Source organism: Oceanobacter mangrovi (assembly GCF_019740315.1).
GTDB classification, from domain to species: Bacteria; Pseudomonadota; Gammaproteobacteria; order Pseudomonadales; family Oceanobacteraceae; genus Oceanobacter; species Oceanobacter mangrovi.
In genome coordinates this window covers 759961-781944 of the sequence record NZ_JAHXZR010000001.1, presented here as the reverse complement: position 1 = coordinate 781944, position 21984 = coordinate 759961, and the positions used below count along the sequence as shown (strand labels likewise).

Genomic DNA, 21984 nt, shown 5'->3' with positions numbered 1-21984 from the left:
GCAACGAGGTGTCCTGTAGGTCTGATCCAGTAAGTCTGATAAAGACGCGAAGCGGCTGCCATCAGACAATGCCTGCCGTCGGATGGCGCAGGCTTATCCGACCTACGCCTCCAAACGGCATGGAAATCAGGTCTTACAAGCCACCCAGACAGATCAGCTTGGTTTCCAGATAATCATCCAGACCGTATTTGGAACCTTCACGGCCCTGGCCGGATTCCTTCACGCCACCAAACGGAATCACTTCGGAGCTGATGGCGGTTTCGTTAACGCCGACCATGCCGTATTCCAGCGCTTCGGAAACGTTCCAGATACGCTTGAGGTTGTTGGTATAGATATAGGACGCCAGACCAAACTCGGTGTCGTTGGCCATCGCGATGGCTTCTTCATCGGTTTCGAACTTGAAGATCGGCGCCACCGGGCCAAAGATTTCCTCTTTGAATACCCGCATGGATGGCTTGGCATCGGCCAGAATGGTTGGCTGGTAGAAACAGGCACCCTGTTCACCACGAGCACCACCCAGAACCACACGGGCACCATCAGCAACAGCGGAATCAACCAGTTCAGCGACACCGTTAACAGCTTTCTCGTTAACCAGCGGACCGTGAGTGGTGCTTTCTTCCAGACCATTACCAACCTTGAACTGGCTCACTTCAGCCGCCAGACGTTCAACAAAACGGTCGTAGATACCGGCCTGTACCATTACTCGGTTGGAGCAGATACAGGTCTGGCCTGAGTTGCGGAACTTGGAAATCAGCGCGCCATTGATGGCCTGATCCAGATCGGCATCGTCAAAAATAATGATTGGCGCGTTGCCACCCAGCTCCATGGAAGTGCGCTTGACGGTATCGGCACACTGCTTCATCAGCAGCTTGCCCACTGGCGTAGAACCGGTGAAAGTCAGCTTGCGCACCAGCGGGTTGGCCGTCATTTCACCACCGATGGCGCGGGAGCTGCTGCCGACAACCACGTTGATCACACCGGCAGGAACACCGGCCTGCTCAGCCAGCAGTGCAATAGACAGTGCTGACAGCGGGGTTTCAGTAGCAGGCTTACAGACGATGGTACAACCAGCTGCCAGCGCCGGAGCAATCTTGCGCGCCAGCATGGCTGACGGGAAGTTCCACGGCGTAATCGCTGCTACCACACCAATAGGCTGCTTGATCACCAGGTTGCGACGGCCTTGCTGGGCTGCCGGAATGATGTCGCCGTAAACACGACGGGCTTCTTCGGCGAACCATTTAACGTAAGACGCGCCATAGGCAATTTCGCCCTTGGCTTCGAACAGTGGCTTGCCCTGTTCGGCAGTCAGGATCGCGGCCAGTTCATCCTGGTTGGCCATGATCAGGTCAAACCATTTTTCCAGGATGTCGCTGCGTTCCTTGGCAGTCTTGCCAGACCAGAGCGGGAAAGCCTTGTTGGCAGCTTCAATCGCACGGCGGGTTTCGGCCTCGCCCATGTCGACCACCTGCACCAGTTCTTCACCGGTTGCCGGGTTGAATACTGCAACCGTGCCCTTGCTGTCTGCATCTACCCACTGACCATCGATCAGGCCTTTGGTGACCAGCAGCTCACTGTTCTGAATGGAAAATGCCATAGCGCGAATCCTGTATTTGTTTTCGTATTAAGTTGTTATAGCCGGGCTAATCAGGCCATTAAATAAGCTCATTCCACCGCTTACGTTGAAAAAACCTAACACAACCCGGGCGGATTGAATTTGCGAACTTTTTTCTCAACGGTCGCTGCGCAGCGGCTTGCCAGCAGGGCTGACAAAGCCGCCATTTACCCCGCGATTCCGGTCATGACAGAGGTGCAGAATGAGCAGCCAGACGATACCCCGGATGTCTTAAACAATGGCCATAATAGAAGCATCCAGGGACTAAATGACGATATATCCCTGGGTAGGTATGGCCTGGCCACGCCCGGCTTCGTATTGTGGAAGCCAGAACAGAACACCGTACCCGATACACCCTTTGAGAGAACCACATGAGCACTATTTATCCGGATTCCTACTACGCGGCTTCGACCAATGAATCGGTTTCCCGTGATTCCCTGCAGGGTGCGGTTGAAGCAGACGTTTGTGTTATTGGTGCCGGTTTCACCGGCCTGTCTACCGCCCTGCACCTGGCTGAACGCGGCTTTTCCGTCGTCGTGCTGGAAGCTGGCAAGGTGGGGTTTGGTGCCTCAGGCCGCAACGGCGGCCAGATTGTTCACAGCTACAGCCGTGACATGGACTTTATTGAGCGCCACTACGGCAAACAAACCGCGACCGCCATGGGCAGGATGGCCTTCGAAGGCGGCCAGATTATTCGTCGCCTGGTGAAGCAGTACGACATCCAGTGTGACCTGAAAGACGGTGGCATCTTTGCGGCCTGTAACCGCAAGCAGATGCACGAACTGGAAGAGAAAAAGGCGCTGTGGGAAAAACACGGCAACCAGCACCTGCAAATGCTGGGTAAAAAAGACCTGGAAGATTACGTTGGTACCGAACGTTACGAAGGTGCCCTGCTGGATCACAGTGGCGGCCACCTGCACCCGCTCAACCTTGCCCGTGGCGAAGCCCTGGCGGTGGAAAAACTCGGCGGCCGTATCTTTGAACAGTCCGAAGTGACCAGCATTGTTGAAGGCGAACCTGCCGTGGTTAAAACCGCCAACGGCCAGGTAACCGCCAAATACGTGATGGTGGCCGGTAACGCCTACATGACCGGCCTGCTGCCCCAGCAGGAACAGAAATCCATGCCGTGCGGCACCCAGATCATCACCACCGAGGTGCTCAGCAAGGAACTGCAACGTGAGTTGCTGCCAAAAGACAACTGCGTTGAAGACTGCAACTACCTGCTCGATTATTTCCGCATCAGTGGCGAAGGTCGGCTGATCTACGGTGGCGGTGTGACTTACGGAGCCCGTGAACCGGACAAGATTGAAGCGCTGATTCGGCCGAAAATGCTGAAAACCTTCCCGCAGCTGAAAAACGTCAAGGTTGACTACGCCTGGACCGGTAACTTCCTGCTGACGCTGATGCGTTTGCCGCAGTTCGGCCGTATCGGCAACAACATCTATTACGCCCAGGGCTATTCCGGCCACGGCGTGACATCAACCCACCTGGCCGGTGAACTGATCGCCAGCGCCATTCAGGGCCAGGCCGAACGCTTTGACGTGATGGCCAGCCTGCCGCAGCACCCGTTCCCGGGTGGCCGCCTGATGCGTATTCCGTACACCGCCATGGGCGCGTTCTGGTACGACATGCGCGACAAGCTGGGGATTTAAAACAGCGCCGAAGCGTCGGATGGCACTCACCTCGTTCGCTTATCCGACCTACCGAAAACCGTAGGTCAGATAAAGATGCGCAGCGGCTGCCATCTGACATTGGCCTGTCGGATGGCACTCACTCCGTTCGTTTATCCGACCTGCAAAACCGTAACTCCGGAAACGTCGGCTTACATCACCCGGTTCATACGCAGGAATTTGAAGCTCTCACCCGGGCCGGTTTCATCGGCATACAGGGTGACGCCAGACTTCAGGCAAATGCTGAGGTTGGTGTGTGAGGCTTCGGTTTCCTGCGGCAGCAGCTGCTCAACCCCTGCGCGTTCTTCCAGCAACTCTTCCTCGGTGAATTTCAGCCGCTCGCGCTGGAACGCATTCAGTTCAATGCCCTGCACAATCTGATAACGGCCGTAGTCACAGCGCACCGGGAAGGAATAATAAATGCCCTTGGCGATGCCGTATGAACCGTCACTGGCGATGCCCATGGAGACGATCTGGCCAGGCCGGGTGCCCAGTGTCCAGTCGTGCATATGGTCAACGATGGCCTGCGCGGCCGACGGCGCACTGGAAACGCCACGCTTCTCGAGAATCGCCCCACCCCGTTTCTGGATCGCCGGAATATAGGTTTCGGTGTACCAGTCCATCGGAATGGCTGGCATGGCCGGGTTGCCGTAGAGGGTCGCCTGATGCAGATCGGGGAACTGGGTAGTTGAGTGGTTACCCCAGATGATCACGCCGTCGATGTCTTTCGGGTTGATGCCGGTGTGATTGGCCAGCGTGCCAATGGCGCGGTTCTGGTCGAGACGGGTCAGTGTGGTGAACTGCGACGGACTCAGGTTCGGTGCATTACGGGCCGCCACCAGCGCGTTGGTGTTGGCCGGGTTGCCAACAATCAGGGCCTTGACGTCACGGTTGGCGTGGTCGTTGAGTGCCTTGCCCTGACGGGCAAAGATCTCGGCGTTCTTCTCCAGCAGATCCTTGCGCTCCATGCCTGGACGGCGTGGCGTCGCACCAATCAACAGCGCGTAGTGAACGTTTTCAAAACCTTCTTCGACGTTGTCGTGCAGGGTAATGGTGTGCAGCAAAGGGAAGGCACAGTCTTCCAGCTCCATCGCCAAACCCAGCAAAACTTCCATTGCCTGGGGAATTTCAATCAGCTGCAGAATCACCGGCTGGTCTTTGCCGAACATTTCACCCGCGGCGATTTTGAACAACAGATGACTGGCAATGCTGCCAGCAGCGCCGGTAACAGCAATTCGAATTGGTCTGCGCATGGCATCCTCCATGGTTGTTTTACGGCCGACGATAGCACGGCAGGCCTACGCCGAATGTGGCCAAAACGACATGGTAATTGAGAAAACCACATTCCAATGATGGTTTTTAGGACTGATTGGTATCGGCCGTTGGTATTGCGTCAGAGGGGCAACCGGCAAGCTTCTGTCAGCCAGGCTGGGCCGCCACCGAGATCATGATGGGCATGGCCCATCCTGCGTTTCGGTGGTGGATAATCATGATCGTAGGGGCCAGGCATACCTGGACAAGGTGCGGTTGATGGTTGCGCTATTGCTGTCGGGACATGTCCCGACCCTACACCCACAGGATACGTCCGACCCTGCGTCTGCCATTGAAAAGAGTTGTTGTCGTAGGGTCCAGGCATGCCTGGACAAGATGCGGTTGATGGTTGCGCCATTGGTGTCGGAGGAGATGTCTCGCCCCTACGAGTTCCGGGCTTGCTCCACTGCGATAACAAAGCGGTCATAGGCCTGTTGCAGCAACTGGCAATGACGGCTGGCCTGTCGTTCATGCCAGCCGTCGACCAGTTGTTCGAATTGCTGCGCCAGCCGGGTTACTTCCGTCGCGCCAACACTGCTGGAAGCGCCTTTGAGCTTGTGTGCCATTGAGCGGGCACGGCCCAGATCTCCCGCTTCGACCGCCGCGCTGATCTGTTGCAGGTTTTCCGGCGAGGTTTCCAGATAAAGCGCCATCACCCGTTCAAACAGCTGCTGGTTGTTATTCAAACGCGCCAGCGCGCCTTCGGTATCCCAAAGCTCAGCCGTCGCCATGCTTTTCTCTTGTTCATCTACCTCATCGGCAACCATTGCAGACGCATTCGATTCCCTGATCGTCAGATAACGCTTCAAAACTTCGTACAGCCGCGCCGGATCAAGTGGTTTGCTGATGTAATCGTTCATGCCACAGGCCAGGCATTTCTCTTTTTCACCCGACATCGCTGCAGCCGTCAACGCCACCACCGGGGTTTCCTCCAGCTGCAGGGAATTTTCCAGTTGCCGTATCTGGCGGGTGGCTTCGTAACCATCCAGACCCGGCATATGACAATCCATCAGAATCAGATCAACGGGCCGCTGTTGCTGAGCCTGGCGGAAGATTTCAACAGCTTCCTCACCATCACTGGCCTCGATGATTTCAGCGCCACTGTCTTCCAGCAAGCCCGCTACCACCGCCCGGTTGATGGAGTGATCATCCACTACCAACAGGGTGTAACCAGCCAGAAAGCCGGTTTGTATCACCAGCCGCGGCGGCCGTTCTTTCAATACCACCAGATCCGGCGTCAGCTGCTGGAAAAAATCGTACAGGTTTATCTGGGTCAGCGGCCGGTCAACCAGCACCGCGTTGCCAGGCAGTGCAACGTCACTGCTGATTGCATGGCGCGAACCCAGCACCATGACGTAATCAAACATACTGGCATAATCACTGCCAAAATTTTCCGGCAGCCGACTGCTATCAACCACCAGTAACGTAGCCTTGACCTCACAGGCGTGCTCCGGCGTGCCATCACACAGAGACGACGGAATATTCCAACGCAACAACAGCCGTTGTACCAGCTCAGCTTCAGCATCCGAACGCAAACACACCAGTGCATTACCCACGGCGGAGAGATCCATATGACGAATCTTTTCCAGCGCTGAGCCTGGTATCGCTTCTACCGGCAAGGCAAAGCTGAAAGTGCTGCCTTCACCCTTGTGACTGACCACATCAATGTGGCCACCCAGCAGCTCGCACAGCTGCCGACAAATAGACAAGCCCAGACCGGTACCGCCATGTTCGCGTGATGTGCTGGCGGATTCCTGCGCGAAGGGGTCAAAAATTCCCTGTAAGCGTTCAGCAGCAATACCAATACCGGTATCCCGTACCTGACAGCTGAACCAGACCTGATCATCGCCGCGCAGCTGGGTCTCAGCCCGCAAGGATACGCGCCCTTCGGCGGTAAACTTGATGGCATTGCTGAGCAGGTTACTGACGATCTGGCGCAAACGGTTAGGGTCGGTTTTAACCAACACATGCTGGATCGCGGTGAGGTCGCAGATCAGATCAAGGTCTTTTTCATACGCTGCAATCGACATGGTTGAAGCGCTGTTGTGAATCAGTTCAACCAGATCCACCTCGCCAATATCAATTTCAAGCTTGCCCGCTTCGATTTTGGAAAAGTCGAGGATATCGTTAATCAGTCGGGTCAGAGCCTGCACGCTTTGCTCGGCCATTTGCAGATGGCGCTGCTGGCGAATGGATAACGGATCTTTCTTGAGCATCCGCAGCATGCCGAAAATACCGTTCATCGGCGTACGGATTTCGTGGCTCATAGTGGCCAGAAAACGGCTTTTGGCATCGCTGGCCTGGCGTGCTTCCACCAGCGCAGTACGCAATTGCTCCGTTCGCTGCTGCACCTGCACTTCCAGCTGATGATTGGTCTCTTCCAGAATGTTCTTGTTAATTTCCGATTCGGTGACATCACGCAGCAACACCACCACCTGATTGAACTTGCGTTTTTCCGTGACATCCAGCCGACTGAGGGTGATCGACAGAAAGACTGCCTCACCACTGAGGTTATGGAGCGAAACGTCGAATGTGATCGTATCCTGATAAAACCCCAGCGCCGCCAGCCCGGAATCAATCTGGGGAGCGCAAAACGGTATCAGCTGCTGCAGCGATTGTCCTGGCATCAAGGGGTGATCAACCAGCTGTTCAAACAAGACTTCCGCAGCCGGGTTCATCTCACTGATATCCCCCTGGCGGTCGACCAGCAGGATGGCTTCTGACATCGCTGACACCACTTTCTGGAAACGCGCTTCCATCGTCTGGCCCAAGCGCCGCGCAGCCGCCGAGCGATGCAAGGCAATCACCAAAAAGACCACCACGACAAACAGCGAAAACGACAGCAATTGATAACGCAGAAACGCTTCCAGAATCTGGTTGCTGATACGATCGTAGGCAACAGCGCGGGCGACATACAACCATCTCGGTGCCGGGTCGCCATTAAACACCAGCCGCTGGCCCTGCATCAGCCAGCGCTGGCCTTCCATATCGGTAACAAGCTGGGCAGTGAGACCAAACTCGCCCATGGCGGTATCAAAATAATCTTTCCAGAGCACCGGATTGCCAAACTCGTAAGAGAACTCAAAACGCTTTTGCGGGTGCAGCAGAAAGTTACGATTCTGGTCGATCAAAAACACTTGCTGGGTGATTTCATGGGCCTGTAGCTGGCGAAACATCTGGGTTGCATCAACATTCACGATGACAAACCCGAACATGTCGCCAGCCGGAGCATATACCCCCATAGCGACCCGGAAGGTGGGCCATACCGGGTACTCAACAACGCCGTATTCGTGATTAAGCTCAATCGGCGACACATAGATCTGACCGGGTTTCAGACTGATGGTATGAAGAAAATAATCCCGATCACCTTTTTCTTGCAGCGAGGCTTGCTCGACGATTCGAATGGTGTCGTTCTGACGGTCTACCCGCACCAGCTCACGGCCGTTGTCCGCCAGGCCGATATAGCGCAACTGACGTACATCCGGGTTGGCTTGCAGGTAGGAATAGAAGATGGTTTGCAACCGACGTTTCCACTCGCTCAAGGCGGTGCCGTCATAAGGGTCAACGCCGCCGCTGGCCGTTGCCCGCAAGATGCCCTGCATGGGCGGCACTTGCGACAGAAACAGTGAGCGTCTGCGATTGTCTTTCAGCTCATCGCCCAATAGCTCCAGATCTGCCTGGACAATCTGGGCCTGCTCATTGGCATAGATATCCAGCGTTTCCCGACTGATAAATTGGTACTCAATGACCGATACCAGCGCATACAGGGCAACCAGGCTGCTGAGCAGCAATCCCAGCGCGCGTACTCCACCGTTATACCGGTTCATCTCCTACCTCTTCGATCAGCCCCTGAGCATAGCGGCAGATACGGTTACGGCCTGCACCCTTGGCCTGATAGAGGGCTTCGTCGGCCTGTTTGAGAAAGTCTTCCTCTGCCAGATCGCCATTTCCGAGAATTTCGGTAATGCCCATACTGACCGTCACAAAAGGATAGTTCAGCTCATTCCCTTTGCCATTATCGACGCTTAGCTGAGCAGTATTACGGATGGTATTCAACAGCGAACGAGCCACCCGCTCGGCGCCATCAAGGCGAGTGCCGGACAACAGAATGGCGAATTCCTCACCACCCAGCCGCGCCACCATGTCCTGCGACCGCCGCACCGAAGACATCATCAGCCGGGCGACTTCTTTCAGGCACTCATCGCCAATCACATGGCCGTGGCGATCGTTGTAGTTTTTGAAGTGGTCAACATCCAGCATGATCAGTGACCAATGCTGCTGGTTATTGGCCTGATCACGGACGCTGCGTTGCAGCTGTTCATCAAAATAGCGGCGGTTATAGAGGCCGGTGAGGCCATCAAGGTTGGCCAGCCGACGCAAGACATCGCTCTGGCGCTTGAGTGTCACGTGGGCCTTGACGCGATACTGCAGGGTAATGACGTTGACGGGCTTGGCGATAAAATCAGCACCACCGGCTTCCCAGCACAGCTGTTCCTGGCGGCTATCGTCCAGCGCGGTGACGAACAGTACCGGAATGGTGGCAATTTCTTCGTCCGGGTCTTCCTTGATCTGGCGACAGACCTCAACCCCGGAAATCCCTTCCATCACAATATCCAGCAGCACCAGATCCGGTTTGTGACGATGCAACAACAGCAGGGCCTGTTCACCGGATTCGGCTTCAATCACCTGATAATGCGGCTGCAGCGAATCCACCATGATGGAGCGGTTGAGCAGATCGTCATCGACCACCAATACGGTTGAACGCTCGGGATGAGCCAGCAGTTCCAGCTTCCTGGATATCATTCATACTCCGGGTAAAGCTTGGGTCCGGACGGAGTGGCGCCCGTGCGGATTGGATAGATGATGTCTGAGAATAGACAATACGTGGCGAAATCGGAAGACGGACAAGCTGTCATTTGGACAATCAGACGGTTGGCTCACATTATTACTTGCCCAGCCATGCCTGGACTCTACGATCATGATTGTTCAACCCCATGCCCATCGTGACCCCGGTGGTGTTGGGCGCCTGTCAACCACGCCTGTCCAGGCATGCCTGGACCCTACACCCTCGAGATTCCCCGCACGCCCAAATTATCCCGCGTGTCCGGGTATGCTGGAGCCTACGATAATAATCGTTCAACGCCCCTTTCGTAGGGTCGGGACATGTCCCGACAGTGGCTGCGCGGCTTATCAACAACGCTTGTCCACACATGCCTGGACCCTACAACTTCGAGATTCCCAAACGTCAGAATCATCCCGCTTATCCAGCCGTACACACGGAGATCATTCGCCAAGGATGATGCCTTACAGCAAAAAAAACCCGCACGAATGCGGGCTAATTGCGGGTTTGGAGACCTTTGGAACACCTGACGAAAGCTGCGGGGCGTGTCAGGCTTCCTGGAGCAAAGGCGCTGCTCAGTTCACCGGGTCAAATTGTGAGAGCCATTCCACCAGCATCGGGTGGTAACGCGTCAGGCCCTTGTATTCGACCAGTGGCTGCGGCAGCCCCTTCATCACTCGATGCAGGCGGCGTGCCCATTCCGGGTTGCTGCACAAATCTTCCATACTGGCGAGATAGGTCCGAATGCTCATCATCAGTGCATTGGAGCGCGGCATCCGGTCCATCATCTGCAATTCGACCCGTAAATAGATCTTTTTGCCGATGTTTTCTGGCGTCAGCGTGGTGCGGTCACTGCCCCATTTTGAGTAGGTTTCCGGCGAGGTATCCATGCGGGCGTTGACGGTTAGGGTCCAGTTGAGGCGACGAACCGGACGATTCACCGGAATCGCGCAAAGGTATTTCAGGGCGCGATCAAAAATGCCCATTTCGTTGGCCATTGGCACTGGCCCGTGCCACTCTTTGAAGCCCATTCCGGCATCAAAGGCGATCGACCAGTCAGCCGGACAAGTGACGACTCCGGCATCCATAAAGAGGTCGCCATCACGCTGGTCCAGCAACGCAAAGTCGCCCTGCACCTGACGGCCCATGTATTCCATCGGCGGCATTGGCAAGGTGCTGCTGTCGCCAAAGGTAAAGGTGTCTTCGATCTTCAGCAGCTTGTTGTGCCAGTGCCACTGGTCACCGTTTTTGGTCAGGCTGAACCACTCAGGGTAGTCTTCTGCCATGGTGGTCATGCAACGGTCGATCATATCCCAGCAGGCCAGTTCCATATGTGGCATGGCCAGACAACGCTTTGGCATTTCTTCCAGCACCAGACTGCGTTCACGCATTTCGGACAGGTAATGTTCATCAACGTCGATCAGGTGTTCATAAACGCTGTCGACCGGCCCTGGCAAGGTATGTGGCTCAATGTTGACCGAGTACATGTAGTCGTCTTGCGGAAACGGGAACGGAAAACGCTCGATGGCAAAGTCGCTGTTGGTGTAGCTGAAGTCGTCGCGGAAGGTTTCGAGTTTGGTCGGTGCAATACGCATATTCTGTTCCTTTTCGGTTGCCCTGTTCCCCACAGAACAAGGCCCTGTCTGTTTGATGGTGCGGCCTGAAACGATTACAGCCCCAGCACCAGACCTTTCGATTTGGCCCGTGACACGCACGGCATGATGCAGCTCTGGCGTTCGCCGTCGTCAAGGAAGGCGTCTCTGTGTTCGGCTTCACCGTCGACCAGTTTGGTGACGCACTGGCCGCAAACACCGCCACGACAGAGATTCGGTACTTTCACACCACTGGCCTCAAGGGCTTCCAGCAGGCTTTCATCAGCGCCCACGTCCACCTTCTGACCACTGCTTTCAAGGGTTACGCTGAACGGTTCGCCCGGTTGTGGTGCGGCGAATTCCTCGAAGTGAATCAGGCTGTCCGGGTAACCCAGCAACGCCGCATTCTGACGCACGCCATCCAGCAGCAGTTCTGGCCCACATACATAGATATGGGTGCCGCGCGGCTGTTGTTTCAGCAGTTCGGCCAGCTGCAGACGTTCGCCAGCATCGGCGTCGTAACAGCGTACCTGGTCGCCCAGTTGCTGTTGCAATTCCGCCGCGTAGGCACCGGTCTGGTTGCCGCGATAGCTGTAGTGCAACTCAAAATTGGCGCCGGCCCGCTGTAATTCCGGCAGATAACTCATAAAGGGAGTAATGCCCACGCCACCGGCAATCAGCAGGTGTTTTTGGGCGCGCCAGTAGGGCGCAAACAGATTGGCTGGCGGGGTAATTTCGAGAATGTCGCCTTCGCTCACCCGGGTGTGCATAAAGACCGAGCCACCACGGGATTGATCCTGCAGTCGTACGGCTATCTTGTAGGTGCTGCTGTCACGCGGATCGCTCAACAGCGAATAGGCGTTTTTCCAGGTTTTGGCCTTGCCTTCGGCGGTCTCACCCGGCATCGCCACCACCACATGGGCACCCGGAGAAAACGGGGTTAGCTCACCATTGATGCCTTGCAGGGTAAATTCCCGAATGGTGGGTGCCACGTCACGAATAGCCACCACTTTCACCTGATAGTTATCGGTACTGTTCAAACTCATGACAGGGCCTCCGGCGCAGGAATTTCACTGGGGTCTTCAGCGTTGATGGATACGCCAACATAAGAGCCCATCAGGGTGCTGAAATGGTCACGCACCAGCAGTAGCTCACCGCATCCTTCGCATTTGTGCGGGGTGTGGGTGACACCCTCCATCACGGTGTAACAATGAGTGCAGAACAAACGGCGGGCAGTCGACAGCGGCGCCAGCATCTGAATCTGTTCCGGAGCAAAGCCCAACCTGATCAGCGTGTTGCGAACGTCCCACATATAGGATTCGTCACCCGAGACATAAATAGCGGTTGCCACTGGCAATGCCGCCGTCGCGGTTGCCAGTTCAGTGGCCATGGTGGCTTTGTCAGCACTGATGGTCAGCCACAGACAGCGGTCCGGGCCGACAATATCGGTGCATTCATCAAACATCTGTTGCAGCGTGGCGCTGTTGGCGTCGGCGCTGACAAACACCTGTTGCTGCTGACTGGTCTGCAGCTTCACCGGGCCATACTGCGGCCGACTTTTGACTCGATCATCAATTTCTACAGGTGTCGTCATACGAACCTCCTTAACGAATAAAATGGGCTGCCTCACTAGCAGGGAGGATGTGAGACAGCCCGAAACTGGCGTTTAAAGCATCAAATCAGCCTTCACCTTCACGACGCTGGCTACAGAAGAAACCAATGCCATAGTCTTCAGAGCTGAAGGTGATCACACTGCCTTTGATGAAGTAAAAAACATCGCCTGGCCGGGCCACCACCCGGTAGTCGGTTTCGTCCTTGATGATCATCGAACCTTCCACAATCACCTTCATTTGATGATGGGTGTATTCGTACACCAGTGGTTCATCGGACTTTTCCAGCCGAAAGAATCCGGCGGCGATGGTTTTGTCGTCGTCTCTGGAAACCGCAACATCGCCCAGCCAGGCGTTGATGCCTGCGCGGCCCATGGGTGGTTGTTGCAATTTCTGTGCTTCGGAGTAGTGAATCATTGGCATCTTGATGTCCGCCTTACCGAATTAAATTTCTGCGCTGTAATAATCGTTATTCAGGAACGAACTCGTGTGCGTTCGGGATCATAAAACGGCAGTGTGGTAACACTGGCGCCAATGCGTTTCTGCAGGCCATCAAGCTGGCCCACTTCCAGTTCGGTACCCACCGCTGCTGCTTCCGGCGCCAGTCGTACCATGGCGATCTGTCGCTTCAGCAGCGGTGAAAAGATCGCGCTGGTCACCACCCCAACCGGGAAACGACCACCCTTGGCGAGCGGGAAAAACACCTCGTCACCATGCGCCACCGGCTCGGTGCTGTTGATAAACAGTCCCATCAGTTTGTGGCGACTTTCCGGGTTCTGACGTGCCATCGCCTCACGGCCAATAAAGTCGTCTTCCTTGGTTTTCATCGGCACGGTAAAACCGATACCGGCTTCGTACGGGTTGGTCTGCGGGCAGAATTCATAGTTGGCAAAGATCAGCCCGGCTTCGATACGCAGCATGTCGAGCGCCTTGAAGCCCATCGGCGCAATATCAAAGGCCTGACCGGCATCCCACACCGCATCCCACAGCTGTTCGGCATCGTCCGGGTGACACCAGACTTCAAAGCCCAGCTCACCGGTGTAACCGGTACGGGACACCATCACCGGCCGCCCATCAGGGCCACCAAGGCGACCGAGCGTGAAATGGAACCAGGCCAGTTCGGTCACCGGCACCTGATGTTCGGCCGTCCAGATCAGCTGGCTCAGCAGCTCACGGCTGTTAGGGCCTTGCACGGCAATGTTGTGGATCTGCGAGGTCGATTCCTGCACCCGTACCTTGAAGTTGTGTTCAGCAGCCAGCTGCTTGAGCCAGTTGCAAACCCAGCTGTCGCCCGTGATCAGCCGGAAGGTCTGTGGCCCGAGGCGGAAAATGGTGCCGTCGTCGATCATGCCGCCAGTCACATGGCAAAGCGCGGTGTAGCTGATTTCGCCAATCGCCAGCCGTCGCACGTTGCGGGTCAGCGCCAGCTGTAGCAGCTGTTCAGCATCCGGCCCCATCACTTCAAACTTGCGCAGTGGCGTCAGGTCGATCATCGCCACCCGCTCACGGCAGGCAAGGTATTCGGCGGTGGCACCGTAACCGTTGTATTCATCCGCGACCCAATAACCGCGGTACTCGCTCAGGTGTTGGGTCAGTGCCGACACTCGGCGGTGGAATCCGGTCTGCAGAGTCATTCGAGGCAGCTCCTCAGGGGCATTGCGCCACGCCAGTGCACGTGGAAACAGGTTTTCAGCGCCATAAACGCGCACATGAATATCGGTCGGACACCAGCCGTTGGCGGAGTCGATTTCATCCGGGCAGGCGGAGCTCAGGCACAGCAGATCGCGGCTGGCTTTCAGCAGCACGTAATCGCCCGGCCGTGACCAGGGTTCATCACCGGTCACCGAGCCTTCGTCACAGACCGAGGTGTTGAAGAAAAAGTTGATCGCTGGCCAACCGGCGCGGGGCGGAATGCCCCACTCCTGCAGCGCATTATTGAAGTTGGCGGTACAGCTGATGTGGCCAAAATAACCGGCGTCTTCGTAGTATTTGGGCGTACAGGCCAGCAAGAAACTGTCGTGACGGCCAACCGTGTCCTGTACCACTTCCAGCATCGAACGCAGGTTCTGGTCGTAGAAGCGGGAGTGCAAACCCGGCTTTGGCAGCGCATGGCCCATCATGGTGCGGGTCGCCGCAGCATCCAGGGTGGCGACCTCAGCAGCGGCAATTTCTCCGCGTCGCAGCGCTTCAATATCGGCCAGGTCAAAGGCGATAAAGTCGGAGCATTGCTTGCCTTCGACATCAATAATCTGGATGTATTCACCGGCCTTGACGGTGTAGGCACGAGCACTGCTGTCAGGAATACGAATGCTCTGGGCTACGGCAGCCATGGCATCTGGCAGGTCATCGGCGAAGGCCTCGCTGTGGTGACTGAGCGTCACTTCCGCCGGTGCCAGATAGTGATCGGCTTCGAACAGATACAGCGGCCGGGCAGGCGCGACGATCAGCAGTGTCTGGGCCGCTTGCGCAACCAGTTCGACACCGCTGTTAAGTGCGGCTGCGGCAAGCGTCAGTGCCTGTTCCAGACAGCCAGCGGGTAATTCCAGCGTCGCCAATTTCTGTTGCAGTGCCTGCGCCACGGAGTCCGCTTGTTCCAGCATCGCCAGCGTACCCGCCGCCAGCCCGGTACTGGCGGCTTCGGCGGCCAGCGCCGGGGCTTGTGGCTGGTCCAGACGAATGACTTCCAGCTGTTGCAAGGCATCGTCGCCAGCACAGTACAGCGTATCGCCGGACTGCAGTTGCAACAGCTGCCAACGCTGCTGCGCCAACCGGTAACGGCGTGGCAACGCGCTGGAGCGGGTGTCGCTGGTCGACTTGAGTGCAAAAGCCATAAAACATCCTGCCTGCGGTACTGATTCATCCCAGTGCAACCAAATGCGGTTGGCCTCACGGTGGTGCAATCAGACGGGGTTTCTGTCACCGAAACAGCGATTGATAGTTTCCCGATCAGCTGTTTCCCAATGGTTAAAAATATTTACCCGCAGGATGCCTTGTCTCAATACTCATGAAGGGGTAACCCCATCTGCTTAACCCCTTTTATCGCCCCCTGAAATGTCGTCTAAACCGCCGTTTTTACTGAAAAATCACACTCTTGCGGCCATAACTGGCACAGCACCTGCAAATGAATGAGGACATCTAATTAATCCTGCACGACTCTGCGCGAGTGTTGCCGGTGTTCAGGGCAAGGCGGCGAATGCAGCGAAATGACGAGTCCTTTTCAAGTTCGCCAACACCGCCATGGACGTCGGCAACCCGCGCCCTGCGGGGGCAACGGATTAAACAGATGTCCCCATAACCATCCTGTCTGAGTTCGCCAGACCCAACCGCATGCAACAGGAGGGAAAATAACAATGCCAACGCTACAACCGCATTTCCCCCAACTGCCGGATTCCCCGCTCGCAGAAAGGCCAACTGCCAAAGGCTGGCGGCGGCTGACCCACTGGCTGACCGGCCAGAGGCACAACCTTTGTCAACGCAGCCAGTCTCCTACCGAGCCGCTCGCGACACTGCAATGGCTGTTGAGTGATCTGGCCTGTGACGTCGCCACCGCCACCGACCTGCAACAGCTCAGTGCCCTGCTGGCACCGCTGCAAAGCTGGCTGCAACAACAATTGCCGCAGCAACAGCCAGCGCCATTGCAGGCGCTGATTCTGCCCATCGGCAGTCAGACCGACAGCCAGCTGCAATACGTGTCCCTGAGCCAGTCATTCAAGCCGCCGGTTGCCGAAGCCCGCCGACTGATTAACAGCCCGGCCCACTGGCTGGAAAACACAGCCTGTTTAGTGAGCCTGCCACTGGCCAATGGCCGTGGCTGGCTGCTGTTATCGACCGGTCTGGCGGCCCAACAAGACAATCCTGGCGCCATCAACACCGCCATCCACGAAATCTGCCGGCGCTTGCAGAAAGGCCTGAATGGCTGGTTTCTGCAGCAACAAAGAGTCAGCAGCGCGTTGCAGGACGAACGTAAATGGCAGGCCGCCGAGCTGCACGATTCCGTCGCCCAGCTGCTCGGTTATGTACGGATGCAAAGTGGTCGATTGGCCAATCGCTGCGAAACCCTCGACGATCTGGCGCAACTGCCAGCGCTGGCGCAAGCAGCCCGTGACGTCGAACATCACAGCCTGTTCGCCTATCGCCAGACCCGAGAGCTGATTGCCACGGCCCGTCTCAGCAGCCAGGCTGACTCGCTCGCCAGCGGCCTCGAACAGCTGGTCGATGAATACGAACAACGCTCGTCGCTGGTGTTTGAACTCGATAACCGTTGCAGCGCTGCCAGCCTGGCCAATTGTAAATTCACCGATCAGCAGACCACCCAGCTGCTCTACATAGTGCGTGAATCCATCTGCAATCTGGTCCGCCACGCCCACGCCAGCCATGCCCGTATCCGGCTGCAATGGCAAACCAGTGAACAGGGACGACTGCTGAGCTGCAGCATTGAAGATAACGGCCGCGGCATTCGCCAGCCTGAACGCAGCGGCAGTTTTGGCCTGCAGATTATGCAAGAGCGGGCCCAGCGTATCGGCGCCAGTCTGACCATCGAATCACGCAAACCATCTGGTACCCGGATCGCTCTCAGCATCCCGGTGCAATAACAAGGACAACACAGCATGAACGCGTCACTCGCCAGTTATCAGGATTCCCACCCCGCCAGCACCACAGTTACCCGGGTGATGGTAGTTGATGACCATCCACTGTTCCGGCGTGGCGTGGTGCAGCTGCTGAACGACAGCCCGCAATTTGAAGTGGTTGCGGATATGGAAGATGGCAGGGCGCTGATTGGCCTGCTGCAACAGCAACAACCGGAACTGGTGCTGCTCGACCTCAATATGCCACAGATCAGCGGGCTGGAATTATTGCAGGCCATTCGGGCCCACCAGCTGACCATGAAAGTGGTGGTAATTACCGCCTCCGAAGATGACGGCGACCTGTTCCAGGCACTGGCCTCAGGGGCCGACGGCTACCTGATGAAAGACACGGCACCGGATGAAATGATCACCAAACTGCAACAGGTGCTGGCTGGTGAAGTCGCCCTCAACAACCACGCGGTTACGCTGCTGGCCCAGGCCATGCGCCAGAGCCCGCTGTCAGCCAATGAGCTGGCTGAACCGGCTGCAACAGTCTCAGCCCGTGTTGAAGACGTCGATCTCACCGCCCGCGAGCGCCAGACCCTGATGCTGATTGCCCAGGGCCTCAACAACAAGCTGATCGCCCGTGAACTCGGCATCAGTGATGGCACCGTCAAGGTTTACGTCAAAAGCCTGCTGCGCAAACTCGACCTCCATTCGCGGCTGGAACTGGCCGCCTGGGTTCACAAGCATCCGCAAAAAGAAGCACTGGAGTTGTAATGCTGAACTGGCTCAAACGCCTGGTGCGTCCGGCAGCCGTGGCTGACAACAGCCTGCAGCAGCTGCTCGACAGCCTCGATAACTGTGTGCTGAAAGTCGATTCCCAGGGCCGTCTGAACTACGCCAACCCGGCCTGGCAACGGCTCACCGGATTGTCACCCCAACACTCCAGCGGCCGCCCGTTCGAGGAATTCCTGCACCCGGCGGAACGTGGCCAGTGGTACGCCCTGCTGGACCAGCACCGCAGTAACCCTGACGCCGGCGACTATTGTGATCCGCTGTGGTTACGCCTGCTGGCGGGTGAACAGGAACCGGTCTGGTGTGAGTTGCGGGTGCAACCGCTGGCCGACGGCAGCTATGCAGTATCCTGTTACGACATCAGTGCCCAGGTCGAAAGCAAACGTCGCTCAAGCGCTACCCAGCGCGGCATGACCGCCCTGCTCGGACGCTTGCCAGTCATGATTTACCGCAGCCGCAATGATCGCGACTGGACCATGGAATTTGTCAGCGAAGGCTGTTTTGAACTGACGGGCTACAAGGCCGAAGATGTCGTCGCGATGAACCAGCACAGCTTTGGCAAACTGATTCACCCTGCCGATGCCGAATACGTCTGGCAGGAAATCCAGACCGCCATCCAGAACCGCCGTAGCTTTGAGATTCACTATCGGCTGTTTCACAAGCATGGCCATATGCAGTACGTCTGTGAAAAAGGCGCGGCGGTGTACACCAGCAGCGGCAGCGTACTGGCGATTGAAGGGGTAATTTTTGCCCACGATAACTTGCAGATCGGTGCCAGTACCATGCGGGCGGTCTAGCCGCCGCAGGCAAATCAGCGCCGCAGGCGGTTAGCGCGACAGCGAAGACTTCACAATTGAGAGACCAATCGCTCCGAGAATCACACCGGTCACCTTGTCGATGTAGAACGCCAGCCGGGAGAAGTGTTGTCGTACCCGTGCACCAGACAACAGGTAAACCACCGCAACATCCCAGCAAAATACCACCAGCGTCATCCAGGCACCCAGCAACCACTTGAAGCCATGGTTAACGTCCGGAGTCAGCACAACGGTGAACAGGCTCAGATAAAACAACAGGTTCTTCGGATTCAGAATCCCTGACATAAATCCGGTGGCGAAGCCGCTCAGCACTGGCTGTCCACTGGCTTCGGCAGAGCCGCCAACAGCAATATCCTGATAGCTGCTTTTACGTGCCGCCAGCGCCATAACCGCCAGATAGACAAGAAACAGACCACCCAATATCTTGAGCGCAATCATTACCGGTAACGAGGCCGCCAACAGCGATCCCACTCCAGCCAGACACAGCAGAATATAGACAGCGTTGGCCAGCGCGATACCGCCAGCCACACCAACAGAACTGCGAACACCGTGACGCACCGAGTTTTTCACCAGTAATACAAAGTCAGGCCCCGGGCTTAATAACGCCAGAAAATGCGCCAGGGCGACGGTCACAAACATGCCGATCAGGCCTGCTTCCATGGTCTTGCTCCATAACAACAATCAGGTGCGCCATCATACCCACCCGTCAGACACAAAAAAGCCCCGCTATCTTCCTGACGGCGGGGCTTTTCGGGTTACTCACAACAACGGACTGTGAGCAGGTGCTGTGGCGGCTGTGATCTTGCCAGCGGTTCGGAACGAGAAACTCAGCCGTTGGCGGGCTCGGTTCCCATCATTGACTGCTGGTAGTTTTCCAGACCGATACGATCAATCAGACCCAGTTGTTTTTCCAGCCAGTACGCGTGGTCAACCTCAGTGTCATCAAGCATTTTCAGCAGGATGTCACGAGTCACATAATCTTTTACTGATTCACAGTAGGCCATCACTTCACGAACGTCGGTCACAACCTGATATTCCAGGTCGAGATCGTACTGCAGCATCGACGGTACATCCTTGCCAACGTGGATCGGCGTGCGAGTCACCATATCCGGCATGCCGCCGAGGAACAGAATGCGTTCGATCAGGTCAGCCGCGTGGCCTTTTTCATCGTAGAATTCATGGTCGATACGCTCGTACAGTTTCCACAGCCCCCAGTCGGCGTACATGCGGGAATGAATAAAGTACTGGTCCATCGCTGTCAATTCGCCAGCCAGCAGCTCATTAAGCTTGTCGATTACCTTGCTGTCACCTTTCATTATTCGCTCCTCAGTCGTCGCTGATCATGGATTGCAGATAGTTCTGGATGCCGGTGGAGGCAATCAGATGCTGCTGGGTTTCAATCCAGTCGTAGTGTTCTTCTTCGTATTCGAGAATATCTTCCAGCAAATCACGAGTGACGTAGTCTTTCGCAGACTCGCAGTAGGCGATGGCGTCGCGCAGCAACACCATCTGCTCTTCAATTTGCTCCAGATCGCACTGCAGCATTTCTTCCGGCTTTTCACCAATACGCAGACGATTCAGTTTTTGCAGATTGGGCAGGCCTTCCAGAAACAGTACCCGCTCGATCAGCTCATCGGCCTGTTTCATATCCTTGATGGATTTTTTGTAGCACTTTTCGTTGAGTTCTTCGAAACCCCAGTTTTTATACATCCGGGCATGCAGAAAATACTGGTTGATGGAGGTCAGTTCGATGGTGAGTACCTGGTTCAGGTATTCAATAACCTTGCTATCCCCTTTCATATCGGTGGTTCCCTTATTTGTTATGTTGGCGAAAAGTGTAGGAGCTGCGTTACTGAGCAGCAAGTAAATAAATGCAATAACCTTACAATTGTTAAGCTATTACCAAACGTACATGATAGTAACTATCACTCGCTTATTAAATTGCAGACAAGCCCCTGATTTTTATCAACTTTTAGTGACTGATATCAATTCCTGACTGCAAGCCGTATTCATTTGGGTCGAGTTCCCACCTGGTAACTGCCATCACTATTAAATCGTGCGACTTCCTGGCGGCCTTTGCCAACCAATATTGGCTGATCATCGACAAACAAAAAGTTTTTCCAATGCTGCTGAAAGATATCCCAACGGCTCTGAACAATATGATCAACATCATAACAAAAGAATATCGTCACATTGCTTTCCCACTGGATATGCTCAGCAAGCAATATAGGCAAGTCGTTATTGTCGCTTTCCCAACCAGATTGCCAGTCTTCCTTCGGCTGCCAGACACCATTACGGGACGGCCAGTCGTCACCCAGGAAATGGCTGGCGTGAGTGGCTTCCTTGCTGATGTGGGTTTTCCAGAATTGATTGGCGGAGTCTTTGGCCAGCGGGCGAATCAATTCCAGCTGCTCAGAGGGAATTGGCAGTTCGCGATGGCGGAAAATCCAGCCCCATTTGAAATCGCTGAGCGGCACATAGTTCATGGCGAGGGTGTCCGGTGCAATAAAGAATAACGAGGCGTAAGGGTAACAAACCTGAGCCAGCGGTGGGGAGGAATCTTTATGGGCGGGCGTTGTAAGGGCGGGATGTTAAGGCGATTTGTTCGGACACATTGTCCAGGCAGTCGTCCAGGCATGCCTGGACCCTACGCAATATTTGTCAAACATCGAATCGCAGGTCAGAGAAAGACGCGCAGCGGCTGCCATCTGACATCGGCGCTTGGGTAACACCACACGTCGGATGGCGCAGGCTTATCCGACCTACAGGGAGGCGTACAGCCGATCTACGCACGAGGTCAGAGCGGTGTTGAAGTAATCAACAGCGTGTTGTCCTGACGCTCTGTCCAGGCATGCCTGGACCCTGCGCAAGATTTGTCAAACATCGAATCGCAGGTCAGAGAAAGACGCGCAGCGGCTGCCATCTGACATCGGCGTTTGGGTGACACCACACGTCGGATAGCGCAGGCTTATCCGACCGACAGGGAGGCGTACAGCCGATCTACGCACGAGGTCAGAGCGGTGTTGAAGTAATCAACAGCGTGTTGTCCTGACGCTCTGTCCAGGCATGCCTGGACCCCACGCAAGATTTATCAAACACCCGTCGTAGGGTCGGGACATGTCCCGACAGCAGCGCTGAAGTAATCGACAGCGTGTTGTCCAGGCAGACCAT

Annotated in this window: 17 protein-coding genes; 4 read left to right on the top strand and 13 right to left on the bottom strand. The window is 56.0% G+C overall.

The features are described 5' to 3' along the window. Window positions 1–133 precede the first annotated feature (133 nt). Complete coding sequence (locus K6123_RS03410) at window positions 134–1594, bottom strand: NAD-dependent succinate-semialdehyde dehydrogenase (RefSeq protein WP_221794100.1); 1461 nt, start codon at window positions 1592–1594, stop codon at window positions 134–136. A 389-nt stretch (window positions 1595–1983) separates the two neighbouring features. On the opposite strand from K6123_RS03410, the gene K6123_RS03405 reads away from it, so the two are divergent. Continuing rightward, window positions 1984–3264 carry an NAD(P)/FAD-dependent oxidoreductase gene (locus tag K6123_RS03405; RefSeq protein ID WP_221794098.1) on the top strand — a complete coding sequence of 427 codons (1281 nt, stop codon included), beginning with the start codon at window positions 1984–1986 and terminating at the stop codon, window positions 3262–3264. A gap of 170 nt (window positions 3265–3434) precedes the next feature. On the opposite strand, the gene K6123_RS03400 is transcribed toward K6123_RS03405, so the two are convergent. From K6123_RS03400 to K6123_RS03365, 8 genes are all read right to left on the bottom strand, one after another. Then, on the bottom strand, window positions 3435–4535 hold the full coding sequence (locus K6123_RS03400; protein ID WP_221794096.1) for a malate dehydrogenase: 1101 nt from the start codon (window positions 4533–4535) through the stop codon (window positions 3435–3437). 441 nt (window positions 4536–4976) lie between these two features. After that, the gene (locus K6123_RS03395; protein ID WP_221794094.1) at window positions 4977–8420 is read right to left on the bottom strand and encodes an ATP-binding protein; all 3444 of its coding nucleotides are present in this window, start codon (window positions 8418–8420) and stop codon (window positions 4977–4979) included. Next, a complete protein-coding gene (locus K6123_RS03390; protein ID WP_221794091.1) occupies window positions 8407–9396 on the bottom strand; it encodes a diguanylate cyclase in 990 nt (329 codons plus the stop codon). The genes K6123_RS03395 and K6123_RS03390 overlap by 14 nt, the downstream gene beginning before the upstream one ends. 612 nt (window positions 9397–10008) lie before the next feature. Next, on the bottom strand, window positions 10009–11028 hold the full coding sequence (locus tag K6123_RS03385) for a heme-dependent oxidative N-demethylase family protein (protein WP_221794089.1): 1020 nt from the start codon (window positions 11026–11028) through the stop codon (window positions 10009–10011). 74 nt (window positions 11029–11102) lie between these two features. Continuing rightward, the gene (locus K6123_RS03380) at window positions 11103–12071 is read right to left on the bottom strand and encodes a PDR/VanB family oxidoreductase (RefSeq protein WP_221794087.1); all 969 of its coding nucleotides are present in this window, start codon (window positions 12069–12071) and stop codon (window positions 11103–11105) included. Continuing rightward, on the bottom strand, window positions 12068–12619 hold the full coding sequence (locus tag K6123_RS03375; protein WP_221794085.1) for a dimethylamine monooxygenase subunit DmmA family protein: 552 nt from the start codon (window positions 12617–12619) through the stop codon (window positions 12068–12070). The genes K6123_RS03380 and K6123_RS03375 overlap by 4 nt, the downstream gene beginning before the upstream one ends. 85 nt (window positions 12620–12704) lie before the next feature. Next, entirely contained in the window at window positions 12705–13064 is a 360-nt protein-coding gene (locus K6123_RS03370) for a cupin domain-containing protein (RefSeq protein ID WP_343223961.1), read from the bottom strand. Window positions 13065–13108: 44 nt separating this feature from the next. After that, complete coding sequence (locus K6123_RS03365) at window positions 13109–15466, bottom strand: DUF1989 domain-containing protein (protein WP_221794080.1); 2358 nt, start codon at window positions 15464–15466, stop codon at window positions 13109–13111. A 519-nt stretch (window positions 15467–15985) separates the two neighbouring features. Between K6123_RS03365 and K6123_RS03360 the strand changes: the two genes are divergently transcribed. From K6123_RS03360 to K6123_RS03350, 3 genes are read left to right on the top strand one after another with little or no spacing between them, the layout of a single operon-like run. Further along, window positions 15986–17227: a sensor histidine kinase gene (locus tag K6123_RS03360; RefSeq protein ID WP_221794078.1), complete on the top strand. Its 1242-nt coding sequence runs from the start codon at window positions 15986–15988 to the stop codon at window positions 17225–17227. A gap of 15 nt (window positions 17228–17242) precedes the next feature. Next, window positions 17243–17980: a response regulator gene (locus K6123_RS03355; RefSeq protein ID WP_221794076.1), complete on the top strand. Its 738-nt coding sequence runs from the start codon at window positions 17243–17245 to the stop codon at window positions 17978–17980. Next, entirely contained in the window at window positions 17980–18795 is an 816-nt protein-coding gene (locus tag K6123_RS03350) for a PAS domain-containing protein (RefSeq protein ID WP_221794074.1), read from the top strand. Before K6123_RS03355 ends, K6123_RS03350 begins: the two co-directional genes overlap by 1 nt. Window positions 18796–18825: 30 nt before the next feature. Here the strand turns inward: K6123_RS03350 and K6123_RS03345 are convergent, their stop codons facing one another. From K6123_RS03345 to K6123_RS03330, 4 genes are all read right to left on the bottom strand, one after another. After that, window positions 18826–19473, bottom strand: coding sequence for a LysE family translocator (locus K6123_RS03345; protein WP_221794072.1), 648 nt, complete (start codon window positions 19471–19473; stop codon window positions 18826–18828). A 167-nt stretch (window positions 19474–19640) separates the two neighbouring features. Beyond that, entirely contained in the window at window positions 19641–20129 is a 489-nt protein-coding gene (bfr, locus tag K6123_RS03340) for a bacterioferritin (RefSeq protein ID WP_221794070.1), read from the bottom strand. A gap of 10 nt (window positions 20130–20139) precedes the next feature. Then, window positions 20140–20613, bottom strand: coding sequence for a bacterioferritin (gene bfr, locus K6123_RS03335; protein WP_221794068.1), 474 nt, complete (start codon window positions 20611–20613; stop codon window positions 20140–20142). Window positions 20614–20822: 209 nt separating this feature from the next. Further along, complete coding sequence (locus tag K6123_RS03330; protein ID WP_221794066.1) at window positions 20823–21299, bottom strand: DUF2947 domain-containing protein; 477 nt, start codon at window positions 21297–21299, stop codon at window positions 20823–20825. Window positions 21300–21984: the final 685 nt, after the last annotated feature.

Bases quoted from the DNA above. Each gene is read 5' to 3' on its own strand.
- K6123_RS03405 (WP_221794098.1), top strand. From the start codon at position 1,984: ATGAGCACTATTTATCCGGATTCCTACTACGCGGCTTCGACCAATGAA.
- bfr (WP_221794070.1), bottom strand. From the start codon at position 20,129: ATGAAAGGTGACAGCAAGGTAATCGACAAGCTTAATGAGCTGCTGGCT.
- K6123_RS03375 (WP_221794085.1), bottom strand. From the start codon at position 12,619: ATGACGACACCTGTAGAAATTGATGATCGAGTCAAAAGTCGGCCGCAG.
- K6123_RS03330 (WP_221794066.1), bottom strand. From the start codon at position 21,299: ATGAACTATGTGCCGCTCAGCGATTTCAAATGGGGCTGGATTTTCCGC.
- K6123_RS03380 (WP_221794087.1), bottom strand. From the start codon at position 12,071: ATGAGTTTGAACAGTACCGATAACTATCAGGTGAAAGTGGTGGCTATT.
- K6123_RS03400 (WP_221794096.1), bottom strand. From the start codon at position 4,535: ATGCGCAGACCAATTCGAATTGCTGTTACCGGCGCTGCTGGCAGCATT.
- K6123_RS03365 (WP_221794080.1), bottom strand. From the start codon at position 15,466: ATGGCTTTTGCACTCAAGTCGACCAGCGACACCCGCTCCAGCGCGTTG.
- K6123_RS03395 (WP_221794094.1), bottom strand. From the start codon at position 8,420: ATGAACCGGTATAACGGTGGAGTACGCGCGCTGGGATTGCTGCTCAGC.
- K6123_RS03385 (WP_221794089.1), bottom strand. From the start codon at position 11,028: ATGCGTATTGCACCGACCAAACTCGAAACCTTCCGCGACGACTTCAGC.
- K6123_RS03390 (WP_221794091.1), bottom strand. From the start codon at position 9,396: ATGATATCCAGGAAGCTGGAACTGCTGGCTCATCCCGAGCGTTCAACC.
- K6123_RS03345 (WP_221794072.1), bottom strand. From the start codon at position 19,473: ATGGAAGCAGGCCTGATCGGCATGTTTGTGACCGTCGCCCTGGCGCAT.
- K6123_RS03355 (WP_221794076.1), top strand. From the start codon at position 17,243: ATGAACGCGTCACTCGCCAGTTATCAGGATTCCCACCCCGCCAGCACC.
- K6123_RS03360 (WP_221794078.1), top strand. From the start codon at position 15,986: ATGCCAACGCTACAACCGCATTTCCCCCAACTGCCGGATTCCCCGCTC.
- K6123_RS03350 (WP_221794074.1), top strand. From the start codon at position 17,980: ATGCTGAACTGGCTCAAACGCCTGGTGCGTCCGGCAGCCGTGGCTGAC.
- K6123_RS03410 (WP_221794100.1), bottom strand. From the start codon at position 1,594: ATGGCATTTTCCATTCAGAACAGTGAGCTGCTGGTCACCAAAGGCCTG.
- bfr (WP_221794068.1), bottom strand. From the start codon at position 20,613: ATGAAAGGGGATAGCAAGGTTATTGAATACCTGAACCAGGTACTCACC.